Annotated in this window: 12 protein-coding genes; 4 read left to right on the forward strand and 8 right to left on the reverse strand. The window is 67.8% G+C overall.

The window, feature by feature from the left end; genetic code table 11:
• The first annotated feature begins 6 nt into the window (after positions 1-6).
• Positions 7-210, forward strand: a complete 204-nt coding sequence (locus BSP_RS05070) for a cold-shock protein (RefSeq protein ID WP_008264090.1) — start codon at positions 7-9, stop codon at positions 208-210.
• 110 nt (positions 211-320) lie between these two features.
• On the opposite strand, the gene BSP_RS05075 is transcribed toward BSP_RS05070, so the two are convergent.
• Entirely contained in the window at positions 321-2,510 is a 2,190-nt protein-coding gene (locus tag BSP_RS05075) for a histidine kinase dimerization/phosphoacceptor domain -containing protein (protein ID WP_152949516.1), read from the reverse strand.
• 235 nt (positions 2,511-2,745) lie between these two features.
• Between BSP_RS05075 and BSP_RS05080 the strand changes: the two genes are divergently transcribed.
• Positions 2,746-3,522, forward strand: coding sequence for a transglutaminase family protein (locus tag BSP_RS05080; RefSeq protein WP_054764745.1), 777 nt, complete (start codon positions 2,746-2,748; stop codon positions 3,520-3,522).
• 14 nt (positions 3,523-3,536) lie between these two features.
• Here the strand turns inward: BSP_RS05080 and BSP_RS05085 are convergent, their stop codons facing one another.
• Positions 3,537-5,309 (reverse strand): M1 family metallopeptidase, encoded by a 1,773-nt coding sequence (locus BSP_RS05085; RefSeq protein WP_152949517.1) that lies wholly within the window; start codon positions 5,307-5,309, stop codon positions 3,537-3,539.
• Between the two features lie 110 nt (positions 5,310-5,419).
• Entirely contained in the window at positions 5,420-5,716 is a 297-nt protein-coding gene (gene rpmB, locus BSP_RS05090) for a 50S ribosomal protein L28 (RefSeq protein WP_054764747.1), read from the reverse strand.
• A 275-nt stretch (positions 5,717-5,991) separates the two neighbouring features.
• Between rpmB and BSP_RS05095 the strand changes: the two genes are divergently transcribed.
• Positions 5,992-6,465: a DUF3617 family protein gene (locus BSP_RS05095; RefSeq protein WP_224762282.1), complete on the forward strand. Its 474-nt coding sequence runs from the start codon at positions 5,992-5,994 to the stop codon at positions 6,463-6,465.
• A 3-nt stretch (positions 6,466-6,468) separates the two neighbouring features.
• Here BSP_RS05095 and BSP_RS05100 read toward each other — a convergent pair whose 3' ends face one another.
• The 3 genes from BSP_RS05100 to fdxA form a co-directional block, all read right to left on the reverse strand.
• Entirely contained in the window at positions 6,469-6,849 is a 381-nt protein-coding gene (locus BSP_RS05100) for a hypothetical protein (protein WP_227976045.1), read from the reverse strand.
• Between the two features lie 253 nt (positions 6,850-7,102).
• On the reverse strand, positions 7,103-7,633 hold the full coding sequence (locus BSP_RS05105) for a CarD family transcriptional regulator (RefSeq protein ID WP_054764749.1): 531 nt from the start codon (positions 7,631-7,633) through the stop codon (positions 7,103-7,105).
• A 309-nt stretch (positions 7,634-7,942) separates the two neighbouring features.
• Positions 7,943-8,284, reverse strand: coding sequence for a ferredoxin FdxA (gene fdxA, locus BSP_RS05110; RefSeq protein ID WP_054764750.1), 342 nt, complete (start codon positions 8,282-8,284; stop codon positions 7,943-7,945).
• Between the two features lie 179 nt (positions 8,285-8,463).
• Here fdxA and BSP_RS05115 point away from each other — a divergent pair, with 179 nt between their 5' ends.
• The gene (locus BSP_RS05115; RefSeq protein WP_224761248.1) at positions 8,464-9,105 is read left to right on the forward strand and encodes a YceI family protein; all 642 of its coding nucleotides are present in this window, start codon (positions 8,464-8,466) and stop codon (positions 9,103-9,105) included.
• Here BSP_RS05115 and BSP_RS05120 read toward each other — a convergent pair.
• Both BSP_RS05120 and BSP_RS05125 read right to left on the reverse strand, forming a co-directional pair.
• Positions 9,095-9,373 carry an RNA-binding S4 domain-containing protein gene (locus tag BSP_RS05120; protein WP_152949520.1) on the reverse strand — a complete coding sequence of 93 codons (279 nt, stop codon included), beginning with the start codon at positions 9,371-9,373 and terminating at the stop codon, positions 9,095-9,097. The genes BSP_RS05115 and BSP_RS05120 overlap by 11 nt on opposite strands.
• A gap of 184 nt (positions 9,374-9,557) precedes the next feature.
• Positions 9,558-12,047, reverse strand: a complete 2,490-nt coding sequence (locus BSP_RS05125) for a helicase-related protein (protein ID WP_152949521.1) — start codon at positions 12,045-12,047, stop codon at positions 9,558-9,560.
• Positions 12,048-12,062 lie beyond the last annotated feature (15 nt).

The following is a 12,062-nucleotide window of genomic DNA, read 5'->3' on the forward strand; positions in this document are numbered from 1 at the left end:
GCAGACATGGCGACCGGTACGGTCAAGTGGTTCAACCCCACCAAGGGCTATGGTTTCATCCAGCCCGACAGCGGCGGCTCTGACGTGTTCGTTCACGTCACCGCCGTTCAGAAGGCCGGCCTTCAGGGCCTCGATGAAAACGCCAAGGTCGAATACGAGCTGGAAAATCAGCGCGGCAAGACCTCGGCCATCGACCTGAAGCTGCTTTAAGTCGAAGAATGGAAACGGGCGCGGAGATGATCTCCGCGCCCGTTTTTCCTGTTGACTGCGGCCTTCGCCGCGAAGCTTGTTTGACGCGGCGTCCGCCGCAGGGCCTGGCTTCAGGCCGGCGCCTCGATGCGCGTGCGCAGGGCGACCTCCAGTCCCGGCTTCTGATCGCGATAGTCGATCTGACCGCCAAGCTGGGCCACCAGACTGCCGATCATCATCGAACCGAAGCCCTTGCCGGCCTTGTGGCCGCCCTTGCCGTCGTCGGACACCACCAGACGCAGGCTGTCGTCCGCCTCGGTCAGGCCGATGCGCAGCGGACCCGGCGCCCCGTCATAGGCGTATTTCTGAGCATTGATGATCAGTTCGGTCAGGATCAGGCCGATGGTCACCGCCCGGTCGGCCCCGACGCAGACCGGCGCCAGATCGGTCTCGATCGCCGAGACCCATTCCGGCCCCATGCTTGAGCCCAGATCCTCGACCAGTTCGCCGATATAGCGCGACAGGTCGATGGCCGCGTCATGATCCCCGCGATAGAGGCGGGTGTGGACGGTCGAGACGGCCCGCACTCTGCGCCGCGCCTCCTGCAAGGCGACCTTGGCCGGGCCGTCGCCCAGGTCGCGGGCCTGAAGTCCCAGGAAGCTGGACACCAGGGTCAGGCTGTTCTGGACCCGGTGATTGACCTCGCGCATCAGGAACTCCTGCTGCTCCAGCCGCAGGTCGCGCTCGGACAGGCGGGCCTGAAGCGACTGGTTCAGGCTGCGAAGCTGGGTGACGGAGGTGAAGTCCGACAGGGCGTCGCGCAGGCGGGCGGCGGATTCGACGGCGGCGGCGCCCCAGCGGCGGGCGCGGCCCGACACGGTCTCGCGCCATTCGGCGAAGGAGGCGCGGGGCGTCAGGGCGCCGCCCCCGTCCGTCGATTTGACGGCGGTCGAGGGATCGCCGGCCCAGCGCACCGTCTCCAGAATCTCGGCGCGGAACCATAGCAGGCTGAGCGGCTGCGGCCCCGGCAGGCGCACGGCCAGAAGGCCGCTGGCGTGGGTCCGCCAGGCCTCGGCCTCGGGCAGGAGGGTGGACAGGGCGTTGGTGGCGACCGGACGAAGCCCCGGCTGCGCCTCCAGCCAGTCCGCGATCTGACGCTGGGCCTCCGGCGGCGGGACATGGCCGAACCCCTCGATCCGGTCGCCCTGGACGATCGCCACGCCGTCGGCGCCGACCAGGTCCTTCAGCGCGCCCGCCTGATCCCCCAGGCCCGAGGCCAGGTCGCGGTCGCGCGACAGACCGATGATCAGCTCATCCTCCAGCCGACGCAGCCGGACCCGTTCGCGATACAGTTCGGCGTCCGCCTTGGTCTTCAGCTGGCGGGCCAGGGTGCGGGCCAGGGTGGTGCAGGCCACGCGCAGTTCATAGGACAGCAGCAGGGGCGTGCTGCTGTGGCAGGCGACCAGGCCCCACAGAACATCATCGACGATGATGGAGACCGAGGCCGAGGCCCGCACCCCCATATTGTGCAGATACTGGATATGGATCGGCGACACGGAGCGCAGGCCGCTGTCGCTCATGTCCAGCGGAGGCTCGTCCGGATACGGCGGCCGCAGCGGCTGGGGCGTGTAGCGGGTGTCGGGAATGACCCGCACCGGATTGCGCAGATAAAGGGCCCGCGCCTGGCGGGGAATGTCGGTCGCCGGGAAGTGGTGGTTCAGGAAGGAGGTCGCATCGCCCGCGCGCGATTCCGCCACCACCTGGCCCGCCTCGTCATCCAGGAAGCGATAGATCATGACCCGCTCGAAGCCGGTCAGACTTCGGAAGGCGTCGGCGGCGCGTTCGCAGACGCCTTGGACCGTGGCGCTGCGTTCGAGAGCCGCGCCGGCCGTATCGAGCCGGGTGATCAGTTCGACGCCCAGCCGGGCCTGTTGCGAGCTCTGCTCGACCTCGACCACCATTCGAAGGGCGGGGGCGGCCTCCGTGCCGGCCGCCTTTGCGGCGGGCGCATAATAGACGACGACGTCGTATTCCAGCCGGTTGGTCGCCCGCCAACGGCCGGCGAAGCCCGCCTCGCGGATGGCCGCCATGTCGCGCAGACGACGCCCCACCACCTCGCCCAGAAGATCGGCGATCGGCAGGCCGATCCAGCGGGTCTGGCCGGTCAGATCCTCGATCGCCCCGGCCCCCTGTTCCAGGGTCAGGGCGTCCAGGTTCAGCACCAGCAGCAGGCCGTGGCCCTGGATCGCCTGGGGGATGTGGATCGGCTCCCGGTCGCAGTCGTTCAGGGCGATCTGGGCGCGGACGTCGTAGTCCGTCATGATTTCGTCTTCCCGTTGCGGCGGGTTCGCTCCCAGCGGAAGGCCGCAGGTCCGACCTGCGAGGCAGACGGCAGGTCAGATAGGGAGAGGTCCATAGGGCTCATACCGTAACACATTGGCGAGGCTTGTCTATTTAAGCCTTCCGTGTACGGCGGCGTACAGTCTGGAGGGGCTGGACATGGAACGGCCGCAGTCGCATGGCGTTAGCCCCATTCCCTTCCACCGGTCAGACCCCATGAAATTGCGCGTTCGCGCCGAGCTCGTTTACAGCTTTGATCCGCCCACGGACGCCATCTACAAGATCCAGGTCGCCCACTGGCCCGGCCAGGAAATCCTGGAGGAGCGACTGACCTTCGATCCGCCGGTCCAGTTCCAGGAAGACGAGGACGTCGATTTCGGCGCCCGGACCCTGCGCTGCCACGTCCAGGGCGAGGTCAGCCTGGTCTATGAGGCGGTGGTCGACAATGGGGTGTTGAAAGGGCTGCCGCCCAGCGTCTCGCAGCACGACTGGGGCGATCTGCCGGCCGAGGTCCTGCCCTATCTTCAGCCCAGCCGCTATTGCCCGTCCGACCAGTTCGGCCGGTTCGTGACGCGCCAGTTCGGCGAGACGGCGGGCGGGGCGCGGGTTCTGGCCATTCTGAACTGGATCGCCGAGAACATCGACTATGAGCACGGGGTCTCGGACACCGAGACGACGGCGGCCCGCACCTTCATTGATCGGGCGGGCGTGTGCCGCGACTTCACCCATCTGGGCATGACCTTTTGCCGGGCCTCGGGCGTTCCGGCCCGCGCCGTCAGCGCCTTCGCCCATCAGCTGAACCCGCCCGATTTCCACGCGATCTTCGAGGTCTGGCTGGACGGGGGCTGGTGGCTGGTCGATCCGACGGGCCTGGCCCCGGTCGAGGGGCTGGTGCGGATCGCCTGCGGCCGCGACGCCGCCGACATCGCCTTTCTGACCACCCAGGAGCGCTGCCGGATGGTGCGCCAGTCGGTGACGGTGGAGGCGGCTTAGGACGCCATCACACTCTAGGGCTTGGCCGCCGCCCTCTGCTCGGCCGTATAGGCCTGAAGCCGGTCGATGACGTCCATCTGGCGCAGCACCTTGTTCTGCGGGTCGATCAGGACATGGGCGCCGGCCGGGACCGCGATCTCGCCCCGGCCGCCCGTCATGGCCACGGTCCGAACGCGGCCGTCGATCTCGACCTCGACCGGCATGGGGAAGACGCCGCCGTCGCCGGTGGTCCATTGCAGGCTCAGCCGGCCGTCACGCCGGGTCTGGGTCAGGACCGGCAGGGCGGCGTTGTACAGATAGCCGCGGAAGAACCAGCCATAGTCTTCGCCCGTCACCGCATTGACGATCTGCAGATAGTCCTGGGTCGAACGGTACAGGGGCGTAAAGGCGCCGGGGCGAGGATCGTCGGTCCCATAGACCAGCCGCGTCAGGGACCGATGGAAGGCGTCGTCGCCGATCAGCATCCGCAGCGAATGGGCGATCAGCGAACCCTTGGAATAGATGTCGCCGCCGGGACCCACGTCGCCCTTATAGACCTCGTCCTCAGTCTTGGGCGTGCCGGACACCACGGGGTATTTATTGACCAGCCCCTCGCGCTGATTGGCCAGTTCGCGCTGCATGTAGCGGTCGCCCAGCAGCCAGCGGGCGTACAGCGGCTGCATATAGCTGCCCAGTCCCTCATGCAGCCACATGTCGTCGGCGTTGGCGTTGGTCAGCTGGTTGCCGAACCATTCGTGGGCGAATTCGTGCTGCAACAGCCAGTCATAGCCCCGGCCGTCGATCTTGTAGCCGTTGCCGTAGGCGTTGATGGTCTGGTGCTCCATGCCCAGGTGCGGGGTCTCGACCACGCCCATCTTCTCGTCGCCGAAGGGGAAGGGGCCGACGTTGGCTTCGAAGAAGTCCAGCATCTGGGGGAATTCGGCGAACAGGGCCTGAACCTTCTCGGGCGCGTCCGACTTCAGATGCCAGTAGTGCAGCGGGATCGTATTGCCGAACCGGCTCTGATACTGGCCGCTGACCTCCTCGTAGGGGCCGACGTTCAGGGCGATGGCGTAGGTGTTGGGGCTCTTGGCCGACCAGTTCCAGGTGGTCCAGCCGTCGCCGTGATCGACCTTGCCCAGGAAGCGGCCGTTTGACGGGGCCGACAGTTCGGACGGGACGGTGATGTGCAGATCGACCCGGCCGGGCTCGCCGTGCGGGCTGTCGATACAGGGCCAGAAGATGTCGCAGCCCTCGCCCTGGACGGCCGTGGCGATCCAGGGTTCGCCCGAAGGGGCCGTGGACCAGACGAAGCCGCCGTCCCAGGGCGCGCGCGGGGCGACGCGCGGCTGTCCGGCATAGGCGACCCGCAGGACGACCGACCCGCCCGCGGCCAGGGTCTGGGGCAGTTCGACCGTCAGCCGCCCCTCGGGGTTGGACCAGCGGTCTGCGGCCAGTTCGACCCCGTCGATCTGGACCGAAGAGATGGGCAGCAGCGTATCCAGATCGACCACCAGCCGCTCCAGCGGCGCCTTGGCGGTGAAGCCCAGAACGGCGACGGCGTCGATGGTCTTGTCCTGGGGGATGACCTTGATCGACAGATCGGCCGTGTCGAACCGCATGGCCTGCTGTTCGACGGTCAGGGGCTGGTCGGTCGCCAGGGTGTAGGGAGTCGAATCGCGCACCGGCGTCGCCGCCTGCGCCTCCTGGGCCTGGGCGATCGACGGCGCGACGGTCAAAGCCGACAGGCCCGAAACCGAAAGACCAAGGGCGGCGGCCGAGGCGGCCAGGGCGCGGGCGACAGTCATGCGGATTCCCCTCCAGTTGCCCGTCAGGCTTAATCCGGGCTTGGAAGGCGCGCAAAGAAAAAGGCCGGCGTCGCCGCCGGCCCTTTCCAGATCATGATGCGTCGCCCGACTTAGGCGGCGGCCTGTTCGGCCAGCTTGGCGCGGACCTGGCGCTTGATGCGCTGTGCGGCGATCGACAGCTGCTCGTCGCGGGCCTTGACGATGAAGGCGTCCAGGCCGCCCTTGTAGTCCAGGGTGCGCAGAGCGGCGTTGGAGATACGCAGCGAGAAGGTCTGACCCAGGGCGTCCGAGGTGACCTTGACCGTCTTCAGCGACGGCAGGAAGCGGCGCTTGGTCTTGATGTTCGAGTGGCTCACGCTGTGGCCGACCATCGGGCCGATACCGGTGAGTTCGCAACGACGCGACATCGTCAGATCCTTAAGGTGCGGCGTCCGGCCCGAAGCGTGGGAGGGGACGCATGAAACAGTTGCGCGCGGGAACCAGCCCGCGCGAGAGGGGGCCGTATAAGGGAAGAGGCGGTCGGGCGTCAAGCCGAGTCTTGAACGCCGAGGCCAGGCGCGCCGGCGGCGGCCGAAATCCAAGCCTGCGGCTGGACGGCGGGGAACAGCCTCGTTCAGCCGTCATTCAAATGACGCGCTCTATACGCCATATCATGAAGACTTCCGCTGAACAGAAGGCCGCCATGTCCCGTCCGTCTCTTAAACTGCTGGCCGCCCTGGCGCCCGTCGCCGCCGGCGCCCTGATGCTGGCCGCTCCGGCCATGGCGCCCGCCCAGACTCCGGCCCAGACTCCAGCCCAGTCGGAAGTGCTGCCGGGCTATTGGGAATACACCACCAGCGCCCTGGGCCAGAACGAGACCCATCAGAAATGCGTCCGTCCCAGCGAGATCAACCGCTTCTTCGGCGGCCTGTCGACCAACCGCTGGCGCTGCACCTATCCGACCCGGGTGGTCGGCGACGGCCGCGCCCGGTTCGAGGGGACGTGCCAGGACAAGAAGGGGCGGCGGATTCAGGTCCGGCTGAACGGAACCTATGAGGACACCAGCTTCAGCTTCCGCGGCGGCGCCCAGCTGCTGCGCGGCACCCCCTATATTCCGGCCAGCATCACCGCGCGGCGCATCAGCGCCCAGTGCCCGGCCAACGCCGAATATTTCTGACGCTCAGACCGGCTCGGCCCGCGCCACCACATAGGTGTGGGTCTGGTCGCCGGTCGAAAGGCTGAGGTATTCGCCGGTCTGGATCGTTTCGTCGGCCAGGCGGAAGCCGTGGGCGTCGTCGGCCTCTCCGGGTTCGAAATCGAGGAACCAGCGGTCCGGCGCCGCATGGCGCAGCCGCCCGAAGGCCAGGGTAGCCCCGTGCGAGAAGCGGCGCACCCGGCATTTCTCCGGCGCCTCGCGCCAGACGGCGGCGTCCAGCCGGCGCTCGGCCGTCAGGGGCGCCAGTATGTCATAGCCCATGTCATGGTCGCCGTCGGGGTGCTGGGGTTCGCGCGCCAGCTCCAGGCGGATGTGGTGAAACCCCAGCGGGGCGGCGTCGGTCATGGTCGGCTCCTTGTCGCCGGCCATCTGAGCGGATGACGCCGCGCCCCGCCTTGACGTCGGTCAAAACAAAAAGGCCCCGGATCGCTCCGGGGCCTTTTCGTCGTTCCGATGCGGACGCTTAGAGCATGATCGTTTCGGACGGAACCGCTTCGCGGTTCCGACAGAAGCGTGAATCATGCTCTCGCTTTAATCTGGAGCCTGATTCACGGCTTCAGCGGAATCGCGAAGCGATTCCACTTCAACAGATCAGGCTCTAGGCGGCTTCGGCGGTCGGGACCGGCTTTTTGGCGCTGAGCGACTTGGCCAGCAGCTCGACGGCGGCGTCCTTGTCAATCTTGTTGGCGGCGGCGACTTCGCGGGCCATCCGGTCCAGAGCCGATTCATAGAGCTGGCGCTCGGAATAGGACTGTTCCGGCTGGGTGTCGGCGCGGTGCAGGTCGCGGACCACCTCGGCGATGGAGATCAGGTCGCCCGAGTTGATCTTGGCCTCGTATTCCTGGGCGCGGCGCGACCACATGGTGCGCTTGATGCGGGCGCGGCCCTTCAGGGTGGTCAGAGCCTTGGTCACGACGTCGTCGGCGGCCAGCGAACGCAGACCGGCGGTGGCCGCCTTCTTGGTCGGGACGCGCAGGGTCATCTTCTCGTGGTCGAAGGTCACGACATAGACTTCCAGCGACATGCCCGCGACTTCCTGAGTCTCGATGGCCGCCACCTTGCCGACGCCGTGCGCCGGATAGACGACCGCGTCGCCAACCTTGAACTCCAGACCAGTCTTGCTCGTCATATTCGTCCTTTCCCGGTCAGGGCCGGGCGAAGCGAAGGCGCATCAAACGCAACGCAGTCTCGCCGCCGGAAGCTTCCGTCGGTCGATGAAATGCGGACGTCAGATGCGGAAACGGATCACCAAACCTCTGGCCGATCCCGTCTATGGGCGGGATTCTGTCGCAAACACGGGCGGCGCGAAGGTTTCGCGGACCGCCCGATCCAATGAAACAGAACCTATCACAAATTTGCGGAATTTCAAAACGTCCACACAGAGGACGCGGAATATCGCGAAGGTTTGAACGCGCGGCCCTGCGTCGGCCGCCCCGGTTCAGGAGCCCTTGCCCGGCTTGGGGCTGAAGTATTTCTCGAACTTGCCGGTCTCGCGCTCATACTGTTCGCGGTCGGCGGGAGGCGTGCCCTTGACGGTGATGTTGGGCCAGACCTTGGCGTATTCGGCGTTGACCTGAAGCCATTTGCCGTCGGGCTCGTCCTCAGTGTCCGGCACGATGGCGTCGACGGGGCATTCCGGCTCGCAGACGCCGCAGTCGATGCATTCGTCCGGGGCGATGACCAGGAAGTTCTCGCCCTCGTAGAAGCAGTCCACGGGACAGACCTCGACGCAGTCCATGAACTTACATTTCACACAGGCGTCGGTGACGATGTAGGTCATTGGGCGGCGAAGAGATCACGATTGCGAGCGGGAGGTCTGCGACATGGCGACCGCGCAACCAACTGTCAACAGCAGGGCTTAATCTGAGAGGCGTTCGCGGGCCCGGACGACCGCTTGACAAAGGCCGGGCTTAACCGCAACTGTGTAGATTACATATCAACCCCTACCGGAACATGACCATGCGCGCTCCCCTGATGAAATACGCCTTCGCCAAATACGCCGTGGCCGGCGCCTTGGCCCTCAGCCTCGCCGCCGGCGGCGCCGTCGTGGCCCAGGCCGCCCTGACCCAGAACCCGGCCGAGGTCCGCGCCGGCGACTATGCGCTGGAGTCCAGCCACGGCAAGATCACCTGGTCGGTCAGCCACTTCGGCCTGTCGACCTATACGGGCCAGTTCGTGAACGTGAAGGCCGAGTTGAAGCTGGACCCGGCCAACCCCTCCGCCTCGACCCTGACCGCCACCGTCCCGCTGACCGACGTGGCGCCCAATGACGACCGGCTGAAGGCCCATCTTCAAACGGCCGACTTCTTCGACACCGCCAACCATCCGACGGCGACCTTCGTCTCGCGCTCGGTGACGGTCGATCCGTCCGATCCGAACGAGGCGACGGTGGTCGGCGACCTGACCCTGCGCGGCGTGACCAAGCCGGTGACGATCGAGGTTGAGTTCAATGCGGCCGGAACCGTCATGGGCGCCTATAAGGCCGGCTTCGACGGCGAGGCCACCATCAAACGCTCGGACTTCGGCATCAACTACGCCCTGCCGGCCGTATCCGACGAGGTGAAGCTGCACATCGAAGGCGAGTTCGTGATCAAGTCGTAAGGCGGTTGTAAAGGGCGCGGGCCTCTTCGGCGGGCCCGCGCCGCTCGCCCAGGGCCTCGATCCTCAGGGTCGTGACCTCGCCGTTCTGGACGAAGGTCAGGAGGTCGCCGGGGTGGACGCAGCGGCTGGGCTTGTCCAGCCGTGTCTCGCGCCCCTGATGGGTCAGCCGCACCGCGCCCCGCTCGACAAGGGCGGCGGCCAGGCCTCGCGTCTTCACGAAGCGCGCCCGCCAAAGCCAGACGTCGATGCGACAGGCGTCGGTCTTCATCCCTTTCGTCATCCTCCGGCAAGCCGCTTGCGGCGCAGACCGGGGGACCCAGCGGCGCCGAAGGCGATGTGTCCGCCGCATAATGTCCACAGCGCCTTGTCCGCGACAGGTTCGCGCTCGCGCGCGCCGCTGGGTCCCCCGGTCTCCGCTTCGCTTCGCCGGAGGATGACGAAAGGACAGGGCCTCAAGAGGCGGCCTTTCGGCGCGGACGCCGCCGCTTGGGTCTGGCCGTCCGCGCCTCGGTCAGGGCGGCCAGGGCGGCGAAGGGCGAATCCTTGACGATCCTAGGCGCGGCGCCCGGCTTGTCGGGCAGGCGCGCGCGTTCGGTTTTCAGGGCGGCGATGACCTGTTTCGCCTGATCGGCGCTCCACCCCAGATCGGTCAGCGCCTCGTCCGACAGCCGCCCGTGCCCGACGGCCCGCAGCTCCGCCATCTTCTCCAGGGCCTCCACCGGCGCCAGCCACCGACCGGCGTGGCGCAGACCCGAGGCCGACAAGAGGCGCGGGGAGGGGGGCTCGACCGGGGCGGGGATCAGGTCGGGGCTGGCGGGGATCAGCGGGGCCGTGACGAAGGCCTGGGCGAAATGGCGGGCGCGGGGCTTTTGCAGGCCCGGCAGCCAGACCGAATGGACGCCGACGCGGATGGCGAAGCTTTTCAGGGTGCGGCGCTCCACCTGGCTCAGCGCCGCCAGATCCCGATCCACGTCGCGCCGGTCGATCAGCCCGCCGGCCTCGATCAGGCGGAAGGCGAGGCCGCGCGGCAGGCCCTTCAGCGCGCCGGATTCGACCGCCTGTTTCAGCCGCCGCAGATCGCGCAGCGCCCGACCCGCCTCGGACGCCAGCCAGGCCTCGATCCGTCGACGGGCGCGTTCGCGGGCCGGCGTCGCCCCCAGGTCGCCCAACAGGCGCACCGACGGCGAAAAGGGATCGGCCCCGGTCGGCGTCGCCTGAATCTGGGCGGTCAACACCCCGCGCCACAGCACCGCCCCGTCCGGCGTGACGGCGAAACCCTCGTCGGTCTCGGACGCCAACTGCCCCAGACGGCGATTGATCTCCGGCGTGACGGCCCGCACCGCCGCCTGGCGCAGGGTGCGGTCCTCCAGGGCCGAGGCGCCCTTTTCCATCTGGAAGCGGACGCCCTCGAGCTGACCCACCACCTGGCCCTCCACCGTGACCTCGCCGTCCTCGGCGACGCCCGCAAACGCATCCTCCCGGACGTTCAGCGCCCGCATCAGGGCCGTGGTGCGTCGATCGACGAAGCGGGCCGTCAGCCGTTCGTGCAGCACGTCCGACAAACGGTCCTCCAGGGCGCGGGTCCTGTCGCGCCAGCCCTGGGCGTCATGGACCCAGTCGGGGCGGTTGGCGATATAGGACAGGGTCCGCACCGCCGAGAGCCGGGCCGACAGCTGGTCGATCTGGCCGTCGTCGCGGTCCACGAAGGCGAAGCGCGGCGCCATCCAGTCGTCGGTCAACCGCCCCCGCTTGCCGGTCAGGGCCTGGAAGACGTCCTTGGCCAGGCGGGCGTGCTCGTCCAGGGTCGTCTTCTGGAAGTCGGGCAGCTGGCAGGCCTCCCACAGCCGCATCACCGCCCCGCGCGAGCGGCCGATCCGGGCGACCTCCTCATCCTTGATCAGGCGGCGCAGCAAGGTCTCGTCCAGGGCCTCGGCCGTCAGGCTGAGCCCCGCGCGGCCCGGCGTCACCGTCAGGGACCGCAGAAGGTCGGGCAGGGTGTCGAAGTCCAGTCGGGCGTTTCGCCATTCGGCCGCCTCGATCGGATCGAACCGATGCTCGACCACCTGTTCGACCAGATCCACGTCCAGATCCTCGGCCTCGGCCGTGACGCCGAAGGTTCCGTCGCGCAGATGGCGGCCGGCCCGCCCGGCGATCTGGCCGATCTCATGGGCGTGCAGCCAGCGGGTGCGGCGACCGTCGAACTTTCTCAGCCCCGCAAAGGCGACATGGTCCACGTCCATGTTCAGCCCCATGCCGATGGCGTCGGTGGCGACCAGGAAGTCGACCTCGCCCGACTGGTACAGGGCCACCTGGGCGTTGCGGGTGCGCGGGCTGAGCGAGCCCATGACCACGGCCGCCCCGCCCCTCTGACGCCGGATCAGTTCGGCGATGGCGTAGACCCGCTCGGTGGAGAAGGCGACGATGGCGCTGCGGCGGGGCAGGCGGGTCAGCTTCTTGGAGCCGGCGTAGGACAGGGTGGACAGCCGATCCCGGGTCACGATCTCCACATCCGGGATCAGGCGACGGATCAGGGGCTCCATGGTCCCGGCGCCCAGGAACATGGTCTCGAACCGGCCGCGGGCGTGCAGCAGCCGCTGGGTGAAGACGTGGCCGCGTTCAGGGTCCGCAACCAGCTGGATTTCGTCGATGGCCAGAAACTCGACCGACCGCTCCAACGGCATGGCTTCGACCGTGCAGACGAAATAGAGGGGGCGGGCCGGGACGATCTTCTCCTCGCCCGTGATCAGGGCGACGGCGGCGGCCCCGCGCTGTTTGACGATCCGCTCATAGATTTCGCGCGCCAGGAGCCGCAGGGGCAGGCCGATCATGCCTGAGGCGTGACCCAGCATCCGCTCGACCGCCAGATGGGTCTTGCCGGTGTTGGTGGGCCCCAGGACCGCAGTGACGCGCGATGGGGGCAGGCCTGCGGACCGGTCACTCATGACAGGACAAGGTGG

This window comes from Brevundimonas sp. Bb-A, from assembly GCF_009394735.1.
GTDB lineage: Bacteria > Pseudomonadota > Alphaproteobacteria > Caulobacterales > Caulobacteraceae > Brevundimonas > Brevundimonas aurantiaca.

Coding starts and splice junctions, on each gene's coding strand:
- BSP_RS05070 (WP_008264090.1), top strand. CDS start 7: ATGGCGACCGGTACGGTCAAGTGGTTCAACCCCACCAAGGGCTATGGT.
- BSP_RS05075 (WP_152949516.1), bottom strand. CDS start 2,510: ATGACGGACTACGACGTCCGCGCCCAGATCGCCCTGAACGACTGCGAC.
- BSP_RS05080 (WP_054764745.1), top strand. CDS start 2,746: ATGAAATTGCGCGTTCGCGCCGAGCTCGTTTACAGCTTTGATCCGCCC.
- BSP_RS05085 (WP_152949517.1), bottom strand. CDS start 5,309: ATGACTGTCGCCCGCGCCCTGGCCGCCTCGGCCGCCGCCCTTGGTCTT.
- rpmB (WP_054764747.1), bottom strand. CDS start 5,716: ATGTCGCGTCGTTGCGAACTCACCGGTATCGGCCCGATGGTCGGCCAC.
- BSP_RS05095 (WP_224762282.1), top strand. CDS start 5,992: ATGTCCCGTCCGTCTCTTAAACTGCTGGCCGCCCTGGCGCCCGTCGCC.
- BSP_RS05100 (WP_227976045.1), bottom strand. CDS start 6,849: ATGACCGACGCCGCCCCGCTGGGGTTTCACCACATCCGCCTGGAGCTG.
- BSP_RS05105 (WP_054764749.1), bottom strand. CDS start 7,633: ATGACGAGCAAGACTGGTCTGGAGTTCAAGGTTGGCGACGCGGTCGTC.
- fdxA (WP_054764750.1), bottom strand. CDS start 8,284: ATGACCTACATCGTCACCGACGCCTGTGTGAAATGTAAGTTCATGGAC.
- BSP_RS05115 (WP_224761248.1), top strand. CDS start 8,464: ATGCGCGCTCCCCTGATGAAATACGCCTTCGCCAAATACGCCGTGGCC.
- BSP_RS05120 (WP_152949520.1), bottom strand. CDS start 9,373: ATGAAGACCGACGCCTGTCGCATCGACGTCTGGCTTTGGCGGGCGCGC.
- BSP_RS05125 (WP_152949521.1), bottom strand. CDS start 12,047: ATGAGTGACCGGTCCGCAGGCCTGCCCCCATCGCGCGTCACTGCGGTC.